This window comes from Streptomyces sp. NPDC005794, from assembly GCF_042871445.1.
Lineage (GTDB): Bacteria > Actinomycetota > Actinomycetes > Streptomycetales > Streptomycetaceae > Streptomyces.
In genome coordinates, this window is the sequence record NZ_JBIAIN010000002.1 from 252,236 (window position 1) to 275,657 (window position 23,422).

At 70.7% G+C, this 23,422-nt stretch carries 1 protein-coding gene; it reads left to right on the top strand.

From position 1 onward, the window contains the following. Positions 1-45 precede the first annotated feature (45 nt). Entirely contained in the window at positions 46-23,421 is a 23,376-nt protein-coding gene (locus ACFYQ5_RS03820; RefSeq protein ID WP_389192625.1) for an SDR family NAD(P)-dependent oxidoreductase, read from the top strand. The last annotated feature ends 1 nt before the right edge of the window (position 23,422 follow it).

Here is a 23,422-nt window from a genome sequence, read left to right on the forward strand (position 1 = left end):
TGTGCTGCGCCGAAACATCGCGAACGATAAGGGGAGTCTCCACTGATGCCGCAGCATGTCCCCATTGCCGTCATTGGAATCGCGTGCCGGTTTCCCGGGGCGGACCATTACCGCCAGTTCTGGGACGTCATCAGGAATGGCCGGTCGCACATCGGCGAAGTGCCACAGGTCCGTTGGGACACAGGGAGAGGTGAGACGGCGGATGTCTCCGGCGGAGGTGCGGGGCGCCCGCGCACCGGCGGATGGGCCGGCCTGATCGACGATGTGGACGCCTTCGACGCGCAGTTCTTCCGCCTCTCCCCGCTGGAGGCGGAAAGCGCCGACCCGCAGCAGCGGATCATGCTGGAACTCGCCTGGTCCTGTGTCGAGGACGCGGCCATCGCGCCCAGCGCGTTGTCCGGACGTGACGTCGGGGTGTTCTTCGGCTCGTTCAGCCTGGACTACAAGGAGCTTCAGGAGAGGCAACTGCGCGAAGTCGCCGCGCACCACGCCACAGGAACGGTCGGGGCGGTCATCGCCAACCGGGTCTCCCACTTCTTCGATTTCCACGGGCCCAGTGTGGTCGTCGACACGGCGTCGTCCGCCTCCCTGCACGCCCTCCACCTCGCGGTCCAGTCCCTTCAACAGGGTGAGTGCGATCTCGCGCTCGCCGGCGGGATCAACCTCGTGCTGACCCCGGCCCGGCACACCTCGTTCGCCAAGACCGGCATGCTGTCGCCCACCGGCTCCTGCCATCCCTTCGACGAGCGGGCCGACGGTTATGTGCGGGGGGAGGGCGGTGGCACCGTCCTGCTCAAGCCCCTCGCCGACGCCGTGCGCGACGGTGACCACATCTACGGCGTCATCAAGGGCAGCGCCGTGAACCACAGCGGCAGGACACGCACCCTGACTTACCCCAGCGACGAGGCGCAGGCGCAGGTTGTCGCGGACGCCATCGTCCGGGCGGGCGTCTCCCCGGACACCATCGGGTACGTGGAGACGCACGGCACGGGGACGCCGACCGGCGATCCGGTCGAAATCGACGGACTGGTCGAGGGGTTCCGCAGAGCGCGCGGCGAGAAGACGGACCTGGGGGAGCACAATTTCTGCGGGTTGGGCTCGGTCAAGCCCAACATCGGCCACCTCGAAGCCGCCGCTGGGATCGCCGGCTTGCTCAAGGTCCTGCTCGCGATGGAGCACAAGCAATTACCCGGTCTGCGGGACTTCCAGCGGCTGAACCCGCGAATCGACCTGGACGGCACGCCCTTCTACATCGTGGACCGGCTGCGTGACTGGGAGCCTCTGCGGTCGCAGGCCGACGAACCGCTCCCTCGTCGCGCGAGTGTCAGCTCGTTCGGCATCGGCGGCACGAACGCCCACGTCGTGCTCGAAGAGGCGCCGGCCACCGCATCGGCCGCTCCGCAGGACCGCCACGCCTACCTCGTCTGTCTGTCCGCCAGAACCGGTACGGCGCTCACGCGGCGGATCCGCGACCTGCGGGAATGGCTCGACAGTGACGGTTCCCATGCCGACCTGACCGACCTCAGTGCCACGCTGCTCCTGGGGCGCGAACACCTCGATCGCCGGACCGCGTTGGTCGTGCGCGACCGTGACGACCTTCGGGCGAAGCTGACACTGCTGCTGGACACCGGGCGAGCCGACGACTGCTTCCATGAGCCCGCGGACACACCCCCGGGCGGTGCGCCGACCGGAGTACCGCGGCCCGCTGCCGAGGGTGCGTTCGACCTCGGCACCGCTCTCTCTGCCGCCGACTACCGGGAGCGGCTGCTGGACCTGGCGGAGTCTTTTGCCGGGGGACGCAGCTACCGGTGGGCGGACCTGTTCACGTCGGCCCCGGGACGGCGGCTCCGACTGCCGACCTACGCATTTGACCGGCACCGTTTCTGGATCACACCGGACGCCGCCGACGAGACCATCCCCACCGGGACGCCGGCATCCGTGCAGAGCGAAGAGTCAGATCCCGCAATCGAGCAGGAAGAACTCGTGTCGGACATGACCGCGCACACACGCCGCAGGGAATGGGCGGGCACCGACGTCCAGGAATGTGTCGGGGAGGATCTCCGGAGCCTCGTCAGCGGCGTGCTGAAGCTCGCGGCCGACGAGATCCATCTGCAGGACCGGCTGTCCGACCTCGGCTGTGACTCGGTCGGCAACACGCTGCTGTCCCTCCGGCTGAGCGAGCACTACGGCATCGACATCGCGCCGTCGCTCTTCTACACGTACTTCACCCTGGAGATGCTCAGGGACCATCTGCTCGAGGAGCAGTACGTCGACGCCGTGGCGGGGAAGTACGCGGCTGCCGACGAGACGGCCCCCGACGAGACCGCCCCCGACGAGGGGGAAGCGTCCGCAGCGGTGCGTGAGGAACCCGCCACCGGGCCCCGACCCGCGGCGACTCCCGGAGGCGATGCCGACGATGACGGCGACCACCGCATAGCCGTCATCGGCATGAGCGGCCGCTTTCCGCAGGCCCGCACGGTCGAGGAGTTCTGGCAGTTGCTCGCCGAGGGCCGGGAGGTGGTGGCGCCGATCCCCGCGCACCGGCTGGGCAACTGGGCCGGTGTCGCGGGCGCGTCAGAGGTCAGGGGCGGATGGTTGCCGGGCGAAGCCGAGTTCGACCCGCTCTTCTTCGAGATCTCCCCCAAGGAAGCCGAGCACATGGACCCGCGGCAGCGTCTGCTGCTACAGGAGGCATGGCGGGCCCTGGAGGACGCCGGATACGGGGCGAAGCAGCTCAGCGACAACACCATGGGCATGTTCGTCGGCGCCGAACAGAGCGACTACCAGGGTCTTGTCGGGCACGAACAGACGTTGACCTCCGGTCACGACGGGATCCTGGCCGCTCGGCTCAGCTACTTCCTGAACTTCTCCGGGCCGGTGCTGACCGTCAACACGGCCTGCTCGGCCGGCCTGGCAGCCGTGCACCAGGCGTGCCTGAGTCTTCGCAGCGGTGAGTGCGACACCGCAGTTGCCGCGGGTGTCAGCCTGTTGGCCGGGTCCCAGTTCTACGAGCACGCCACCCAGGCCGGGATGCTGTCGCCCGACGGGGTCTGCTATGCCTTCGACAAGCGGGCCAACGGCATGGTCATGGGCGAGGCGATCGCCGCCGTCGTGCTGAAGCCGCTGGCCAAGGCTCTCGCGGACGGTGACCGGGTGCATGCCGTGATCACGGCAAGCGGCCTCAACCACGATGGCCGAACCAACGGCATCACCGCGCCCAGCCAGCCCGCCCAGGTCGCCCTGCTCGACTCCGTGTACCAGCGGTTCGGCGTCGAACCGGCCGACATCGAGCACGTGATCGCCCACGGCACGGGTACCCGGCTGGGTGACCCCATCGAGGTGAACGCGCTGACCGAGACGTTCGGCCGGTACACCGACAAGACCCAGTACTGCGCACTGACCTCGGTCAAGACGAACATCGGGCACACCCTGGCAGCCTCGGGCGTGGTCAGCCTGATCGCCCTGGTGCAGGCCCTGCGCCATCGGACGGTGCCCGCGAGCCTGCACTCCGAGCAGGAGAGCGAGTACATCGACTGGACGCGCAGCCCGTTCCACGTCAACAAGGAGGCCCGGCCCTGGCCGGCCCGACCGGGGCGCGAGCGGCTGGGTGCCGTCAGCTCCTTCGGCATCAGCGGGACGAACGTCCACGTCGTGGTGGAGAGCCACGGCGACGGATCGGCCACGCTTCCGGCTGTGTCCCGGCCCTCGTACGTGCTCGCGCTGTCGGCGAAGACCGACGAGGCGCTACGGGCGCGGGTGGCGGACCTGCTCGCCTTCCTCCAGGCCGGTGGAGCCGATGATGTGGGGCTCGGGCGGATCAGCAGCACGCTGCTCGCGGGGCGGCACCACTTCGCGCACCGCTGTGCGCTGGTCGCGGCCACCCCCGAGGACGCCGAGCTGCTGCTGCAGAAGGTTCTCGGCGGCACGAAGGACCCCCAGGTGTTCCGCGGGCTGTCCGGGAGGGACTTCCGCGCGCAGAACGCGCTCACCGAGTACGGGAACGAGCTGATAGGGCGCGCCCGCACGGGGGACCAGGACGCCCGGTACCGGGACGCGGTCCGAGCCCTGGCCGAACTCTACTGCCAGGGTTACGAGCTGGCCTGGGAGAACCTGTTCGGCGACCGGCCGCTCCCGTGCGTGTCGCTGCCCGGCTATCCCTTCGCCCGCGAGACCTACTGGGCCGACACGGCGACGTCCGGCCGCGCAGCGCTGCCGCACGCCCTGCCCGCGTCCGCCGGGCTGCACCCGCTGTTGGACAGCAACGACTCCACACTCCGATCGCAGCGTTTCAGCAAGCGCCTGTCGGCGAGCGAGTTCTTCCTGCGCGACCACGTTGTGGACGGGAAGATCCTGCTGCCCGGCGTTGCCCACATGGAGATGGCGTACACCGCCTCCCGTCTGGCCACCGACTCCGACAGCGTCACCCTGCGCGGCATCATCTGGGGCCGTCCGATCGTCATGGACGGAGCATCCCGGACGGTGCACATCGAGCTGACCCCGCTCGAACAGGATGTGCTGGAGTTCGTCATCCATGACGGGACCGAAGGAGAACGCACCGTCTTCTCCCAGGGCCGGGCCGGCTACGCCGCCGACCGGCCCCCGCGGGCGCGAGGCGCGATCGACATCCCCGCGATCAAGGCGCGGTGCACCGGCCGCCGCGAGAACGCCGAGATCTTCGCGAGCCTCCGGGAGCTGAGCTTCGGGTACGGCGAGACCTTCCAAGCCATGGAGACGCTGTACTGCGGCGAGACCGAGGCGCTGGCCCGGATCGTGCTGGGCGACGGCCTGGAAGAGGAGTACCCCCGTTTCACCCTGCATCCGTCGCTGTTCGACGCCGCGCTCAACACCCTGCGCGGCATCGGGGAGCAGGACGGCGTGCTGCGCATTCCGTTCAGCCTCGAAGAGCTGGTGGTGTTCGCGCCGATTCCGCGCCGGTCCTACTGCCATGCCACCATCCACCGGATCGCCCGTGACGGCGCGATGAGCGTCGACCTGGCGATCTGCGACGACAGCGGCACCGAGTGCGTTCGGCTCACCGGCCTGGTGTTCAAGGAGTTCACGGCCGACAAGAGCGAGAAGTTGCACTATTACGTGCCGCGTTGGACCGATGCCGACGCCGGCTTCGACCGGGACGCGGAGTCCCTCGGCGCCGGGCGTACCCTGCTCCTCCTCGACGACGAGGACACGCGCCGAACCCGACTCGGGACGGTGTATGCGGGCCGCGTCGTGCGGGTGCGGAACGGGAGCGCGTTCCAGGAGTCGGGACCGGATCTGTTCAGCGTGGACCGCCGCAGCGCCGAAGACTTCGACCGGCTCCTGCGGACTCTGGGCGAACGGGACCTGCTACCGCAGGCGATCGTCAACTTCTGGCCGCTGAACCGGAACCCGTCCGACCTCACGATCGAGCTGCAGGGCCTGCTGCACCTGTTCCGGGCCGTGCAACGGACCGGCGCCGAGCAGGAGGTCCAGTACCTGTCCGTGCTGCCGGACCGGCCGGGGCCGCAGCGGGCGGCAGCGGAGGCACTCTCGGGCTTCGGCCGTGCCATGACGGCGGTCGACCACCTGTTCCTGGTGAAGAGCCTCCAGGTCGCCGACGCGGGGGACGCGGACGCCGCTGTCGGCAGCGTGCTGCGTGAACTCGGCAGGGCGGAGGGCGCCGTCCCCCGGGGCTGGCACGAGATCCGGCACGCCGACGGCATCCGCTCGGAGCGGGTGCTGCGGCCGTGGACCGGGGGTACGCGCCGCGCCTCCTCGGAGCTGCCTCTGAAGGAGGGCGGCGTCTACCTGATCAGCGGTGGAGCCGGAGCCCTGGGACTGCACCTCGGCAGGTACCTCGCCCAGCAGTGCCGGGCGAAGCTCGTCCTGCTCGGCCGCCGGGAGCCGGACGCCTCGCTGCGGGAGAAGATCGCCGCGCTGGAGGCCGCCGGGGCCGAGGTCCTCTACCTCGCCTGCGATGTGGCCGACCGCGACGGCGTGGGCGCGGCGCTCGCCGCGGCGCGGGAACGGTTCGGCACACTGGACGGCGTCTTCCACGGTGCGGGTGTCATCGGCGGCACGGGTGTCATGGAGGTGGACTGGGCCGGTTTCGAGGCGGTGCTGGCGCCGAAGACGCACGGGACCGTCCATCTGGACGAACTGACCGCCGCGGACCCGCTCGACTTCTTCTTCATGTTCTCGTCCATTGCCGCCTACGTCGGCGACTTCGGGCAGGGAAGCTACGCCGCTGCCAACCGGTTTCTCGACGGCTACGTCCGGCATCGGGAGGAGCTGCGGGCGCAGGGCCTGCGGCACGGCCGGAGCATATCGGTCAACTGGCCGTACTGGGACGAGGGCGGCATGCTCGGCGAGCTCGCCGAGGACGGCCCCGCGAAGACCCTCTACCGCGACCACTCGGGTCTGCGAGGACTGCGGACCGAGGAGGGCATCGGGGCGTTGCTGCAGATCCTGATGTCCGACGAGACCCAGGTTGTCGTGACGAAGGGCGAGCGTCAGAAGATCGAGAAGGTGCTGCGCGTCGCAGGGTCCGAGCGATCGGGTGCCGAGCCGGCCGGGGTCGCGGTGGAGCCGGAGCCGGTGGCCGTGGAGGAGCCCGCGGCCGTCACGAGTGCGGGGGAACCAGTGCCCGTGGAGGGCTCGGGCGAATTGTTCACACGGACGGTCGAGTACCTGAGGGACCGGCTGTCGCAGGTCTTCCGCATTCCGAAGGGGCGGATCGACGCTGCCGCGGAGTTGGGGGAGTACGGCATCGAGTCGATCCAGATCATGGAGTTGATGCGGCTGCTGACGAAGGACTTCGACTCCATTCCGGGGACGCTGTTCTTCGAGTACCGCACGATCCAGGAGCTGGCGGAGTACTTCACCGAGCACCAGGCGGCGCGTCTGGCCGAACTGCTGGGGCTGGAGCGGTCCGCCGCGGTGGTTCCGGAGGTGGTGGCCGAGAGCGCGCCCGCAGCCGCCGTGCCTGCTCGGCCGGTCGCGCCGCAGGGTCGGTTCGCGGAGTTCCGGCCCGGCGCTCCGGGTCCCGACGAGGTGTCGTCGGCGAAAGGGGTGCGTGGCCGGTCCGCAGGCCGCCCGCGCGACGTGGCAGTCATCGGCATCAGCGGCCGGTACCCGAAGGCGCGGAACCTCGACGAGTTCTGGAAGGTGCTGGAGCGCGGCCAGGACTGCATCGAGGAGATCCCGCCGCACCGGTGGGACAAGGACGTGTACTACGCGGCCGAGAAGACACCCGGCAAGAGCAGCAGCAAGTGGGGCGGCTTCATCGACGGTGCCGAGAACTTCGACGCACTGTTCTTCAACATGTCGGCGAACCAGGCCGCCCTGACCGATCCCCAGAGCCGGCTGTTCCTCCAGGCCGCCTGGGAAGCCATGGAGGACGCAGGGTACACGCGGCAGTCCCTGAGCCCCGACAAGGCCCGCAAGGTCGGTGTCTACCTGGGCATGATGTGGAACGAGTACCAGTTGTACAGCGGACAGGACGTCGTCCTGTCCGACCGTGCCGCCGCCTCCAACGCCGTCTCCTATTTCTTCAACCTGCACGGGCCGAGCCTGACCGTCGACACCGCGTGCTCCTCGTCGCTCTACGCGATCGCCATGGCGGTCGAAAGCATCCGGAACGGCTCCTCGTCGCTGGCGTTCGCCGGCGGCGCGAACCTGTCGCTGCACCCCAACAAGTACGTCTCGCTCAGCCAGATGAACTTCTTCGCCGAGGACGGACGCTGCCACTCGTTCGGTGAGGGCGGCACCGGCTACGTGCCGGGCGAGGGCGTCGGCTGTGTCCTGCTCAAGCCGTTCGACAAAGCGGTCGAGGACGGGGACCACATCCACGGTGTGATCCGCGGCGTCGCCACGGTGCACGGCGGCAAGACGAACGGCATGACCGTGCCCAACCCACTGGCGCAGGCGGACATGGTCGCCGCCGCGCTGGAGGATGCCGGGCTCTCCGCCGAGGACATCACCTACGTGGAGGGCCACGGCACGGGCACCGCCCTCGGCGACCCGATCGAGATCAGCGGTCTGACCCGGGCGTTCCGCAAGCACACCGACAAGAAGCAGTACTGCCCGATCGGTTCGGTGAAGTCGAACATCGGTCACCTGGAGGGTGCGGCCGGTGTCGTCGCCGTCACCAAGGTCCTGCTGCAGATGCGGCACGGGATGCTCGTGCCCTCCCTCCATTCCGAGCAGCTGAACGCGTACATCGACTTTCCGAACTCGCCCTTCTACGTACAGCACCGGCTGGAGCCGTGGGAGCGGCCCACCCGGACGGTCGACGGGGTGCCGCGGACCCTGCCCCGGATCGCCGGCGTCTCGTCGTTCGGCGCACACGGCGCCATCGCGCACGTGATCATCGAGGAGTACCCGCCCGGGCAGGAGCGGCCGGTGCGCCCCGTCCGGACCCCGCGTCCGGAACTGCTGGTGCTGTCGGCGAAGGACGACGAGCGGCTGCGGGAGAAGGCCCGGACGCTGCTCACGTGGCTGGCCGGGGCCGGCCGCGACGCCGATCTGGCGGACGTCGCCTACACCCTCCAAGTCGGCCGCGAGGCCATGGAGGAACGCCTGGCCCTGGTCGTCGAGGGGCAGGACGCGCTGCGCGAGCAACTGCGCGCGTTCCTCGACGGCGAGCAGGAGACTGCGAACGCCTTCCGTGGTGGCGTGCGACAGCACAAGGACGCCGTCGCTCTCCTCGAAGCCGACGAGGAGATGCGGGAACTGGTACAGCAGTGGCTCGTACAGGGCCGGTACGACAAGCTGGCCAACGTCTGGGTGAAGGGCTTGGTCCTCGACTGGGCTTCCCTCGCCCGCGGCGCCGGGCCGCGTCGAATCCCCCTGCCGACGTACCCGTTCGTCCAGGAGCGCCACTGGCTCGACGCGCCCCCCGCGCTCGCGCTCCAGCCGCCGCGGACGGCGGCTCCGGCCGGCACCGCAGCGCCCACATCCCGGCCCACCGCCGGGGAACAGGCCCGGCCGCTCGCCTTCGTGGAGGACTGGGAGCCTGCGGCTCTGGATGAGAGCGCGACGCGTGCGCTGCGCGGCATCGTCTTCCTGTGCACCGGAGCGGAGCGTCAGGCGGCGGTCGCGCAGGCCGCACGGGCACTCGACCCCGGCCTCCACACGGTCTTCATCGGACACGGGGACACCTTCCGGAAGCCGGACCCCCACTGCTACCAGGTCCGCCGCGGTGCGGCTCAGGACTACCTGGACGCTTTCCGGGACATCGCGGCGGGACCGGTCCCCATCGACGCGGTCGTGAGTATGGAGGCGCTCGAACGCGGCGCAGCGACCAGCGACTTCAGTGATGTCGTCCTGACGGTCCAGGCAGTCGCCGACGCGGGGATCGACGCACGGCGCTTCGTGGTGGCAGGGCAGTATCGCGACGGCCTCGAGCGCGCGCTGCTCGAGGCGCATCTCGGCTTCGAGCGCTCGTTGGGCATGGTGATGCCGAAGTTGTCCGTGGTGGCCGTGCTCCAGGACACCGCCGATCCGCTGCGGCCGGCGGACACCGCCGCCTGGCTGGCGAGGCTGATGGCCGAGTTGGGTCAGGAGCGGGCGGTCAGTGCGCTGTACCACTCGGGCGGCCGCTTCGTGAGCCGCGTCCGAGAGACCACGCTCGCCGAGAACGGTCCCGGCGCCCTCAGGCACGGGGGTACCTACCTGATCACCGGCGGCTGTGGTGGGCTGGGGCTGATCGTTGCCCGGCACCTCGCGGAGCATTTCGCGGCGAATCTCGTCCTGACCGGCCGTTCCCCGCTGGACGAGGCACGCCAGGAGGCGCTGCGCGGCCTCGCCGACGGACACCGGATTCTGTACGTCCAGGCGGACAGCCGCGATGCCGACGCGATGAAGCAGGCCGTGACACAGGCGCACGAGCGCTTCGGGGCACTGCACGGCGTCGTCCACGCCGCCGGTGTCCAGGGGCAGGGCAGCATCCTGGAGAAGGATCTGCGTTCCTTCGAGGACGTCCTGGGCCCCAAGATCCGGGGAACGATGGCACTGGACGAGGCGTTGGCAGGCGAAGAGCTGGACTTCGTCTGCTACTTCTCCTCCACCGCCGCCGTCATCGGCGACTTCGGCACCTGCGACTACGCGGTCGGGAACCGCTTCCAGATGTCCTACGCACGACATCGTGACGCCCAGGTGCGGGCGGGCCGCCTGTCCGGCCGGACCGTGGTCGTCAACTGGCCGCTGTGGCGCGAGGGCGGCATGGGCTTCGACCACGACACCACCACGATGCTGCTGAAGTCGAGCGGCCAGGACTTCCTGGAGACACCGGACGGCATCGCCCTGTTCGAGCGGCTGCTGTCCCAGGAGGCCACTCAGCACATGATCCTGGTCGGCGGGCCGAGCCGGGTGTCGCGCTTCCTGGGACTGACGCCCGCCGACATCCCGGCACGGCCGGTGGCGACCGCGACCGTGGCCCGGCCGGCCGTCCCCACGGTCGTGGGCGGCCCAGACGCGGCGCCGACCCCCGGCGTCGAGGAACGCCTGGCACACGACCTGCGGCAGATCGTCAGCGGCACGGTCAGCCTGTCCTCGGACCGGCTCTACGAGGACGACAATCTCGCCGACTACGGCTTCGACTCGGTGAGTCTGGCCGGACTGGCCACCGCACTGGGCAAGCACTTCGGTGTGGAAGTCACGCCCGCCCTCTTCTACAGCCGCTCCACGCTGCGCAAACTGAGGGATTACTTCGCCACCGAGCACAAGGACCTCCTGACGACGTTCTACAGCGACCGCGGCGTCGGCGACGCCGTCTCCGAACCTGCCGCTGCGGAGCCCGCACCGCCGCAGGACGGGCCGAGCCCGGCCGGCCGGCCCCGGCCCGGCGCCGAGCCGGGCCGTGACGCCGGCGGCACCCCGGACACAGGCGCGGACCACGGCGTCCGGAAGCCGCGTACGGACGACGACGAGGCCATCGCCGTCATCGGCATGAGCGGGCGTTTCCCCGGCGCCGACAACCCCTCCGAGCTGTGGTCCGTCCTCGCGGAGGGCCGCGACGTCGTCAGCCCCGTCGCCCGCGAGCGCCTCGACCTGTGGGGCGAGCCGCACGACAGTTCCTTCGCGGCGTTCCGCGTCGGCCAGGTGTCCGGTCCGGACGAGTTCGACCCGCTGTTCTTCGAGATATCCCCCAACGAGGCGCGGAGCCTGGACCCGCGTCAGCGGCTGCTGCTCCAGGAGTCATGGCGCGCCCTCGAGGACGCGGGCTGGACGCCTGCGGCGACCCGCAGGATCGGCATGTTCGTGGGGGTCGAGCAGGGCGACTACGACACCCCGGACCCCGAGGCGGGCAGCGTCACCGCCAATCACGACGGCATCCTCGCCGCACGTCTGTCGTACCTGCTGGACCTGAGCGGTCCCGTGATGGCCATCAACACGGCGTGTTCGTCGGGGCTGGTGGCCGTTCACCAGGCATGTGCGAGCATCCGCAACGGCGAGTCCGACGCCGCTCTGGCCGCGGGGGTCAGCCTGATCACGACCTCGCAGCTGCTGACCCGTACCCGGCAGGCCGGCATGCTGTCCGAGGACGGCGTCACCTACGCCTTCGACAAGCGCGCGAACGGGATGGTGCTCAGCGAGGCCGTCGCCGTCGTGGTGCTGAAGCGACTGTCGACGGCTGTGGCCGACGGCGACCGGATCCACGGCGTCATCCGCGCCAGCGGCATCAACTACGACGGCAGGTCCAACGGCATCACCGCCCCGAACGGCGATGCCCAGATCGCGTTGCTCCGCGACACCTACCGGCGGCACGGCATCGACCCGGCCGACATCGAGTACGTGGTCGCCCACGGCACCGGCACGCGGCTCGGCGACCCCGTCGAGGTCAACGCGCTCAACGACGTCTTCCGGAGCTTCACCGACAAGCGGCGGTACTGCGCACTGACGTCCGTGAAGCCGAACGTCGGGCACACGCTCGCGGCCTCCGGGCTCGTCAGCCTCATCGGGGTCCTGCAGGCCATGCGCCACGAGACGATCCCGGGGTCCCTGCACTGCGTGCAGGAGAACGAGTACATCGACTGGAAGAACAGCCCGTTCTTCGTCAACAAGGCGAACCGGGCGTGGCCCGAGGCCGCCGGGCGCAGAAGGATCGCCGCCATCAGCTCCTTCGGCATGAGCGGCACCAACGCGCACATGGTGGTGGAGAGTTGTCCGGCACGCGGAGAGGACGAGGTCACGGAGATGCCCGCCCACCTGCTGGCCCTGTCGGCCAAGTCCGAGGAGTCGCTGCGCCGGCGTGTCGCCGATCTGATCGACTTCCTGGAGGACACCCGGCACCCGCACAGCCTGCGTGACGTCGGCGCGACCCTGCTGGACGGGAGGCCCCATTTCCGGCACCGTTGCGCGGTCGTGGCCCGCGACGACGCCGAGGCGGTGCGCCTGCTGCGCTTGCGGGCCGCGGACCGTCGGGACCCCGACGTCTTCACCGGGGAAGTGCCCAAGGACTTCGTGCCGAGCGACGAGGCCCGGCAGGCCGGCGACCGGCTGCTGGAGGAGGCGGCCGGACCGCACCACGACGGCACCGATCTCCGGGACGCGTTGCGCGCCGCGGCGAGGGCCTACTGCCAGGGGTACGACCTGGCGTGGCGTCGGCTGTCCGGCGGCCGGCGCACCGCGCCGGTCGCGCTGCCCGGCTACCCCTTCGCCAGGAAGCGCCTGTGGCGGCAGCGCACGGCGCGGCCGGTGCCGGACGGGCTGTTCGCGGCCGCACCCGGCCGTGCCGACGCCGCGGGACGCCGGTTCGACACGGTGCTCACCGGATCGGAGTCCTTCCTGCGCGACCATGTCGTGGCCGGGGAGAAGATCCTGCCGGGCGTCGCTCACCTGGAGCTGGCCCGCGCCGCCCATGCCGAGCTCCCCGCACATCGGAACGCACCGACGGAAGGCGTCACGCTCCGCGACGTCGTGTGGTTGCGGCCGGTGAGGGTCGGGGACACCCCGCTCGACATCCACGTCGAACTGGAGCCGGACGGCGTCTCGGGGACCCGCTACCGCATTCTGGCGCCCGGCGCCGACGGCCCCGTCGTGCACAGCCAGGGGCGCATCGAGCCCGGTGGCGGACCGGCGGCGCGGCCACGGCTCGATCTCGAGGGACTGCGGGCCGAGTGCGGCCGCTACGAGATGGCCGCGACGGAGGTGTACCTCGTCTACCGGCGTCAGGGCATCGTGTACGGGTCCTCCTTCCAGGGACTGAGGCGACTCCTTGTGGGAGATGCCCAGGTCCTCGCCGAACTCGCGCTGCCCGAGGTGCCCGAGTACGGCCCGGGGACGCAGGTGCTGCCCCCGGGGCTGCTGGACGCCGCACTGCAGTCCTCCATCGGCCTGAGGCACGGCGGCGACGGCCTCCACCTTCCGTACGCCGTGGAGGCGGTGGAGATCCTGGGCCCCTGCGAGCCGGTCATGTGGGCGTGGCTCAGGCGCGCCACGGAGAACGGCGACAAGTTCGACGTCGACCTGTGCGATGTGCGGGGCGAGGTCCGCGTGCGGTTCAGGGCCTTCAGCACCCGGCCCCTGCGCACCGTGACCGGGATGCGGCCCGCGTCGGAGCAGCCCACCGCCGACGGGCGCCTGGTGCTGCTGGAGCCGCGCTGGGAGCCGGCACAGACCGGACTGCCGGCGGACGGCGACGGGCCGCGGGGGCGGACGCTGCTGGTCGGTGCGGACCCGGAGGAACTGGCCTCCGTCCTCACCGGGCGCGGGGAGGACGTGACCGTACTGCTGCTGCGGGCCGACGACACCGTCGACGGTCTGCGGGAGCGGCTCGCGCGCGGTGGGCACTACGGCAGCGTCGTCTGGGTCGCGAGCGGCGGTCCTGCGGTGCTGCCGGAGAGCGAGGACTTGATCACCCGCCAGGAGGAGGGCGTGTACGCCGGCTTTCGGCTGGCCAAGGCGCTGCTGGCACTCGGTTACGACAAGCAGGACCTGGACTGGACCGCCCTCACGGTCCGCAGCCAGGGTGTCGTCGACAGCGACCGCATCGACCCGACCCACGCAGGCGTGCACGGCCTGCTGGGGTCGTTGTCCAAGGAGAACCCGCGCTGGCGGGTGCGCCTGGCCGATGTGGAGGCGTTGCGTGACGACGTACTGAGAGAGGCGTTGCGCCTGCCGGCGGAGCCGTCCGACGGCAGCTGGGCTCACCGTGGTGGGCGCTGGTTCCGGCAGACCCTGGCACCGGTAGCGTTCGACGCGCTCCCCGCGGAGGCGGTGCCGTACCGGCGCGGCCGGGTCTACGTGGTCATCGGCGGCGCCGGCGGCCTCGGCGCGGTCTGGACCGAGCACGTCGTACGCACCTACGGGGCGCAGGTGGTCTGGATCGGCCGTCGCGCCGAGGACGAGTCCATCCGGGCCAGGATCGACGAACTGTCCCGACTGGGACCGGCGCCCTGGTACCTGCAGGCCGATGCCACGGACAGAGAGGCGCTGGCGGCCGCTGTCGCGCGGATCAGGGCTCGCTTCCCCGAGATCAACGGCGTCGTCCACTCGGCGCTCGCGCTGCTCGACCAGACTGTGGCCAGGATGCCGGAGGATCGTTTCCGGGCCGCCGTGCGCGCGAAGGTGGACATCAGCGTCCGCGTCGCGCAGGTCTTCGCGGACGAGCCGCTGGACTTCGTGCTGTTCTTCTCCTCGATCAACTCGTTCCAGCGATCCGCGGGACAGAGCAACTACGTGTGCGGCTGTGTCTTCAAGGACGCGTTCGCCCGGCTGTGGCAGCAGAGCCGTCCCACCACCGTGAAGGTGATGAACTGGGGCTACTGGGGGAGTGTCGGAGTCGTCGCCTCGTCCGCGTACCAACAGCGGATGGAGCAGAGCGGTATCGGCTCCATCGAACCCGCCGAAGGTATGGCGGCGCTGGACCTCCTGCTCTCCGGGCCGTACCACCAGCTCGCCCTGGAGAAGTCCACTGCCCCGCGGCAGGCCGGTGACGACACCGGGCCCACCGATGCCGGCGGCCCGGACGACCGGCGGCTGCGGAGGGTGCTCGCGGACTCCGGTGGTGCCCGGGGCTTCGACGACGCCCTGCTCTGCGAACTGCTGTTGCTGCAGTTGCAGACGCTGGGGATGAACCGCGCCGGTGGGTCTGTCGCCGACCTGAGAGCCGCCCTGAATCCGGGGGGCGGCTATGACCGCTGGCTCACCGAGAGCCTGCGCACCCTGGCCGAGCACGGCTACCTGGAGCACGGCCCCGAGCGCTACACCCTGACCGACAGGGCGCGTCTCGACGGCGCCGACGTGTGGCGGCGCTGGGAGGCGGTGTGCCGGGAGAGTGAAGGCACCAATGCCTACGTCAACTTGCTGGAACCGGTGATTCGCGAGTTGCCCGAGGTTCTTGCGGGCCGACGTCCCGCGACCGACGTGATCTTCCCCGGGTCGTCGATGAGCCTGGTACGAGGTGTGTACCGGGACTGCGACAGCGCCACGGCGCTGAACGAGCTCGTGGCGGAGCTGGTGGCGGCCCGCGTCGAGGTCCTGCTCGAACGCGACCCCGCCCACCGTGTCCGCATCTTCGAGATCGGTTCCGGCACCGGCGGCACCAGCGAGAAGGTGCTGCGCCGACTGTCGGCGTACAGCGACAGCGTGGCGGAGTACTGCTACACCGACGTCTCCCAGTACTTCCTGCGCAACGGGCGGCAGGAGTTCGGCGCAGACCACCCGTATCTGCGGTTCGAGCTGTTCGACGTGGAGCGCGCCCCCGCGGAGCAGGGGCTGGGCGAGGGCGGCTACGACATCGTCCTCGCCACCAACGTCCTGCACGCGACCCATGACGTCCGGGCGGCAGCGCGGCACGCGCGGGCGCTGCTGGGCGCGGACGGCGCACTCGTCCTCAACGAACTGGCGACGCGGACCCCGTTCCTGCACCTGACCTTCGGGCTGCTCGACGGCTGGTGGCGTTACCAGGACGCCGAACTGCGCATACCGGGCTGCCCGGGGCTGGCTCCCGAAACCTGGCAGCGGGTGCTGCAGGAGGAGGGCTTCACCGCCGTGTCCTTCCCCGCCGCCCCCGTGCACGAAGCCGGTCACCAGATCGTGGTGGCCGGCACCGGCGAGCGGACCGGAGTGCCCGACACCGCACCGCAGGGTGCGGACGACGTGCAGGAGCGGGTGCGGTCCGTGATCGTCGGGCGGCTCCAGACGTCGCTGGGCCTGGATCGCCGGGAGATATCCGAGGAGGACTCCTTCGCCGACTACGGCGTGGATTCCATCCTCGGTGTCGAGCTCACGCAGCAACTGAGCACCGACCTGGGCATCTCGCTCTCCGTCACGGACCTCTTCGACCACAGCTCGGTGCGCTCGCTGGCGGACTACGTGGCGGAGCACCACCTCGACGCGTCGTCGCCGCTCCCGGCCTCGGCCCTGACTCCTGAAGCCGCCCCGACGGCCGTTCCCGGGCCGTCGGCCGTTCCCGGGCCGCCGGCCCTGCCCGCCGCAGTGACCGCGCCCGCCGTGACCAGCACGCTGCGGCCCGCCGTGTCCGCGGCCGTCCCCGGCCCTGCCGGCGAGCCGGTCGCCATCATCGGCATGAGCGGGAGGTTCGGCACGGCCAAGGACGCCGACCAGCTGTGGCAGCACCTCGCCGACGGCCGCAGCCTGGTCGGCGAGATCTCCCGCTGGGACATGTCGGCCTTCGTGGCGCCGGGCGCGCCCCACCCCCGGTATGCCTCGCTGATGGACGACATCGACCGGTTCGACCCGATGTTCTTCCAGATATCCGGCCTCGAAGCCACCTACATGGACCCCCAGCAGCGGATCGTGCTGGAGGAGGCGTGGAAGGCACTGGAGGACGCCGGTTACGCGGGCGACGCCATCCGCGGCCGGTCCTGCGGCGTCTACATCGGCACCCAGGTCAGTGACTACCTGACCGGCTCCAGCGAGGACGCCCCCGCCCAGGCCATGTGGGGCAACGCCGAGGCGATCATCCCGGCCCGCCTCTCCTACCTCCTCGATCTTCAGGGACCCGCCATCGCCGTCGAGACGGCATGTTCCGGATCTCTCGTCGCCCTCCACCTCGCCTGCCAGGCACTGCGTGCGGGCGAGGTCGAGACGGCCCTGGTCGGGGGAGTGTCCGTGCAGTGCGCACCCGACTACTACCTGAACGCCCACAAAGCCGGGATGCTGTCGGAGACCGGCCAGTGCCACACCTTCGCGGAGGGCGCGGACGGCTTCGTCCCCGGCGAGGGCGTCGGCGTCGTCATGCTCAAACCGCTGCGCGACGCCCTCGCCGACGGTGACCACATCCACGGCGTGGTCCGCGGGTCGGGCATCAACCAGGACGGGACCTCCAACGGCATCACGGCGCCGAGCGCCAAGTCGCAGGAACGGCTGGAGCGCCAGGTGTACGACACCTTCGGCATCGACCCCGCCGGCATTCAGCTGGTCGAGGCGCACGGCACCGGCACCCAGCTCGGCGACCCCATCGAGTTCCAGGCGCTGACCCGCGCGTTCCGTCACTACACCGACAAACGTGAATACTGCGCCATCGGTTCGGTCAAGACCAACATCGGGCATGCCGCGCCGGCTTCGGGGATGGCGGGGCTCATCAAGATCCTGCTCGCCCTGCGCCACCGCGAGCTGCCGCGCAGCCTCCACTTCGAACAGGGCAACGCTCACATCGAGTTCGCGGGCAGCCCGTTCTACGTGAACACGGCGCACCGCTCCTGGACGGCCGAGCCGGGCCGACCGCGGCGCGCGGCGCTCAGCTCCTTCGGGTTCAGCGGTACCAACGCCCATGTGGTGGTCGAGGAAGCCCCCGACCTGCCGCGCCGGGACACCACGCCCGTCCAGGACCACCTCGTGGTGCTGTCCGCCCTGTCCCCGGAGCAACTGCGGATTCAGGCGGAACGGCTGGTGGAGCACCTGCACCGCCACCCGGACACCGACCTGGGCGACATCAGCGCGACCCTGGTACTGGGCCGGCGGCACTGCCCCGTCCGGCTGGCATGTGTGGCCCGCGACACCGCCCAACTGGTGACGCTTCTGGGCCGGTGGCTCACGGACGGACGGGCGCAGGAGGTGCGCACTGCCGACCTCACGGAGAACGCGGTGAGCCCTCAGACCGCCCTGGAGCAGTTCGGCGACAGCTGTCTGCGCAAGTGCGCCGAAGGCGCGACCGGGACGGCCCGTCGGGAGCACCTGGAAGCCGTCTGCGCCCTCTACCTGCAGGGTTACCAGCTCCGGTACGAGCGGCTCTTCGAGAGCGGCACATACCGTCGCGTCCCCCTGCCGACGTACCCGTTCCTACGGCAGCGCCACTGGCTGCCGGAGGACGGCTCTCGCCACACCGCGCCCGCCCGGCCCACCGACCGCACGCCCACGCCGGGCCCGCAGGCGGCCGGCGCCAACCATATGGCGCTGGCGCCGCTGTGGGTCGAGGCACAGGCCCCGGAGCCGGGCGCCGGCCCGGACGTCCGGAGCGGCATCGTCGTCGTGGGCGGCAGTGTCGCGGAGCGCGCCGCTCTGGCGGCCGAGCGCCCCGACGCGCACTTCCTCGCCGACGGCTCGGCGAACACCGAGTCGCTCACCGAGCAGTTGCGGGGCGTGGGCAGGGTCCACACCCTCGTGTGGATCTCCCCGGCGGACGCAGGCGCCGAGCCCGGCGTGCTGCTGAGGCGCACCGCCGTCGGAGTGATCGCGTTCTTCCGGCTGGTCAAGGCGCTGTTCGAGCTGGGCTACGGCGGCGAGGAGCTGACGTGGACCGTGGTGACGCGTCAGACCCAGCCCGTGCGGCAGGGCGAGCCGGTGCTGCCCGCCGACGCGGCCGTGCTGGGCCTGGCCGAGGTCATGGCAAAGGAACTGCCCCACTGGAGCGTCGGATCCTTCGACCTGGGCGTGTCCGACGAGCTCCCCGCCCGCACCCTGCTCGCAGCCCCGGCCACGACCGTGCGGGCGCTGCGCAACGGCCAGTGGTTCCGCCGCGGCCTGTACCGGGTGGAGCTGCCGGCACCGGCCCGCTCCCCGTACAAGGAGGGCGGGGTCTACGTCGTCCTGGGCGGGGCCGGCGGCATCGGCCGGCTCTGGAGCGAAGATCTGATCCGGCGCTACCGGGCACAGGTCGTCTGGATCGGCCGCCGGGAGAAGGACACCGGCATCCAGGCGGAGATCGACCGACTGGCCGCGCTCGGGCCGGCGCCGTGGTACGTCCGGGCCGACGCCGCCGACATGGACTCCCTGCGGGGCGCGTACGCCCGGATCCAGGAGCGGTTCGGCACCGTCCACGGCGTGGTGCAGTCCGCCTTCGGCCTGGTGGACCAGAGCCTGCCCCACACGACCGAGCAGCAGTTCAGGCAGGGCCTGAGCGCGAAGATCGACGCCAGCGTGTGCATGGCGGAGGTCTTCGACGCCGACGGACTCGACTTCATGCTCTTCTTCTCCTCGATCGCGTCGGTCAACCCGACCATGGGCTACTGCAGTTACGTGGCCGGCAACGCCTTCGAGGACGCCCTGGCCCGTCGGCTCTCCGGAGTACGCCCGTACGCCGTGAAGGTGGTCAACTGGGGCTTCTGGGGCGCCGTCGGCAGCGGACTCGATGTGCCGGAGCACGTCCGTGAGCGCATCTACCGGCGTGAGGGACTCGGCGACATCGACCCCGCGCTGGCGATGGACGCGGTCGAGCGGCTGCTGGCCGCTCCGCTCGGGCAGGTGGCCTACCTCAACACCGGCGAGCCCGAGCGGTTCGAGGGCTACACCGATCGCGAGGCGATCCGTGTGCTGGACCCGGCGGAGCGCCGGAGCGGGCGGCTCGCCCCGCTGCTCCCCGCGCGCGGGGAGCAGGTGCGGACCGTGGAGGCACAGGCCAAGTCCAAGCTGCGGACGCTGGACGAGCTGCTCCTGCGACTGCTGTGGTGCGCGCTGCACGGCCGCGGCTGGATCGGTACGGGCACCGTCGACGCGGACTCCTTCCGGCAGGCCGGCGGGATTCCCGAAAAGTACGACCGCTGGGCGTCGGAGACCCTGAAGCTGTTCGCGCGGCAGGGCTGGCTCGCGGCGAGCGGCTCCCCGGGCTGCTACCGGGCCACTGCGTCCCACCCCGTCGATCCGGACGCCACCGCTGCAGAGTGGGAACGCAGCAGGCGCGAGTGGCTCGCGGACCCCGAACTGCGCGCGTCCGTCGACCTGGTCGACACGACGCTGCGCGCCCTGCCGGACGTCCTCACCGGCACCGTCCCTGCCGTCGACGTGATCTTCCCCGGCTCCTCGCTGGATCTCGTCGAGGGAATCTACAAGCGGAACATGATCGCCGACTACTTCAACGACGTTGTCGGTGACTGTGTGGTCGCACTGGTCGAGAGCAGGCTTGCGCAGGATCCCGAAGCCCGGATACGCATCCTGGAGATCGGTGCCGGAACGGGCGGCACCACCGCCACGGTCATGCGCCGGCTCCAGCCGTACCAGCGGCACATCGACGAGTACTGCTACACCGATCTCTCCCAGGCGTTCCTCCTTCACGGCCGACGGGAGTTCGGCGCGCGGAATCCGTTCCTGCGCTGCGAGATCTTCGACGCCGGCCGGCCCGTCGCCGAGCAGGGATTCGACGAGGGCGGGTACGACCTGGTCATCGCGACCAACGTGCTGCACGCCACCGAGGACATCCGCGTGTCACTGCGCAACAGCAAAGCGCTGCTGAGGTCCGGTGGTGGTGTGGTCGTCAACGAGATCGACGGCTACACCGTCTTCGGCATGCTGACGTTCGCGCTGTTGGACGGCTGGTGGCCGCACGACACCGATCTGCGCGAAACCGGGGGGCCCGGCCTGCGGCCCGAGACGTGGCAGTCGGTGCTGGAGTGGGAGGGCTTCGAAGGCGTCGAGTTCCCCGCGCGGGACGCGCACCCGCTCGGCCAGCAAGTAGTGGTCGGCTTCAGTGACGGGGTGATCCGCCGGCCCCGCGGCGCACAGTCGCGGTCCGTGGCCGAGCCGCTCTCCGGGCCGGTCTCCGGACCGCCGTCGGCCGGCCCGCAGCCGGTGCCGCCGGCCGATGCGGCCCGGGTGGACGGGGCGCTGCTCGGCGACGTCGTGCGCACCTATCTGAAGGAGCTGGTCGCGCGGACGCTGCTGATCCCGGCCGAATCCATCGACGCCCGCGAGCAGCTGTCCGCCTACGGCATCGACTCCATCCTCATCCTTCAGCTGCTGACCAGCCTCAAGAAGGATCTGGGGGAGACGAGCAGCACCCTGTTCTTCGAGTACCGCACGATCGAGGCGCTGACCGAGCACTTCGTCACCGAGCGGGGTGCGGCCGTGGCCCGTGCCCTCGGAGTCGGCCACGAACCGGCCGCCGAACAGGGGGCGGTGGCAGCAGCGGCGCGGACCGTCGTCCCCGACGCGCAGGCGCCGGCAGAGGCCGCCGCGCGGCCCGGGCCCGGCCGCGCGGCGGCTCGTCCCGCACCGCCGTCCGGGCGCACCGGTGGCGTCGCGATCGTGGGAATGAGCGCGCGCTTCCCCCAGGCCGAGACACTCGACGCCTTCTGGTCAGTGCTGCGCGAGGGCCGGAACACCGTCACGGAGATCCCCGCCGACCGGTGGGCGCTCGACGGCTTCTACGAGCCCGACAAGGAGGATGCCGCCGCGAAGGGCAGGAGCTACAGCAAGTGGGGCGCCTTCCTCGAAGGATTCGCCGACTTCGACCCGTTGTTCTTCGAGATGACGCCGAACGACGCCACGGAGATCGACCCGCAGGAACGACTGTTCCTCCAGGAGGCGTGGCGGGCATTCGAGAACGCCGGTTACACGCGGGCCCGCCTCGAGCGGGAACACCGGTCCAGTGTCGGCGTCTTCGTGGGCATCACCCGCGCCGGACACAACCTCTACGGCCCCGAGCGATGGCGCCGCGGCGACACCGCCCAGCCCTACACCTCCTTCGGGTCGGCAGCCAACCGCGTCTCGTTCAAGCTGAACCTCAACGGTCCGAGCATGCCCGTCGACACGCTGTGCTCCTCCTCGATGACAGCGCTCCACGAGGCGTGCGAGCACCTGCTCCACGGCGACTGCGAACTGGCGGTGGCCGGCGGTGTGAACCTCTACCTGCATCCGTCGAGCTACATCGGTCTGTGCGGTCTGCAGATGCTTGCCGACGAGGACAAGTGCCGCAGTTTCGGTGCCGGCGGCAACGGCTTCGTCCCCGGTGAGGGCGTCGGCGCGCTCGTCCTCAAGCGGCTGGAGGACGCCGAGCGGGACGGCGACCACATCCATGCCGTCATCCGCGGCACCAGCATCAACCACGGCGGCACGACGAACGGTTACACCGTGCCGAATCCGGTCGCACAGGGCCGGGTCGTGCGGGACGCGCTCGACCGGGCGGGCATCGACGCGCGCACGATCAGCTACGTCGAGGCGCACGGCACCGGTACCGCCCTGGGCGACCCGATCGAGATCAACGGCCTGACCCGGGCGTTCTCCCACGACACCCAGGATGTGCGGTACTGCGCGATCGGTTCTGTCAAGAGCAACATCGGCCATGCCGAGGCCGCCGCCGGTATCGCGGGCGTGTTCAAGACCGTGCTGCAGATGCAGCACGGTGAACTCGCCCCCAGCCTGCACGTCGACGAGCTCAACCCGCACATCAACTTCGACGCGACGCCGTTCGTCGTCCAGCGCAAGGGCACGGAATGGAAGCGGCCGGTCGTCACGGTCGACGGTGTCAGCTCCGAGGTGCCGCGCCGGGCCGGCGTCTCGTCCTTCGGCGCGGGCGGTTCCAACGCCCATGTGGTGATCGAGGAGTACGTCCGCGACCAGCCGGCTCCCGGGGCTGTCCGGGCCGGCGAGCCGGCCGTGGTCGTCCTGTCCGCCAAGGACGAGGAACGGCTGCGGGAACAGGCAAGCGCTCTGCTGGGCTCGCTCCTGGAAACGGAGCGGACCGGGGCGGCACTGGCCGATGTCGCGTACACCCTGCAGGTCGGACGCGAGGCCATGCGTGAGCGACTGGGAACGGTCGTACGCTCGTTCGCCGAGTTGCGGGACCGGCTGCAGACCTTCCTGGACCAGCCCGGGGGTGGTGGCGCCGGGCTGCACCGTGGCCGCGCCGCACGAGCCGACCGCGCGCTGACGGCGTTGACCGCCGACGCGGACATGAGCGCGGTCGTCGGGACGTGGCTGGCCAAGGGCATGTACGCCAAGGTGCTCGACCTGTGGGTGAACGGCTTCGAGCTGGACTGGGGCAGCCTCCACCCGGCGGGAGCGGCGCGCATCGTCCCCCTGCCCACGTACCCCTTCGCCAGGGAGCGGTACTGGATCGCGGAGCGGCCGGTCGACGGCCGTCTCCCCGACAGCCACCCCGTCACCGCGGGCGGGGAACCGGAGGACGGCCTGCCGGATTCGCTGATCGACGACGTCCTGGACGAGGTGGTGAGCGGATCTCTCGGCGTCGAAGCCGCCGCCGAGCACATCCGGCGGTCCGTCCTCGACGGCACCGGTCGGAACACCGACAACGAGGGGCGCTGAT

Coding starts and splice junctions, on each gene's coding strand:
- ACFYQ5_RS03820 (WP_389192625.1), top strand. CDS start 46: ATGCCGCAGCATGTCCCCATTGCCGTCATTGGAATCGCGTGCCGGTTT.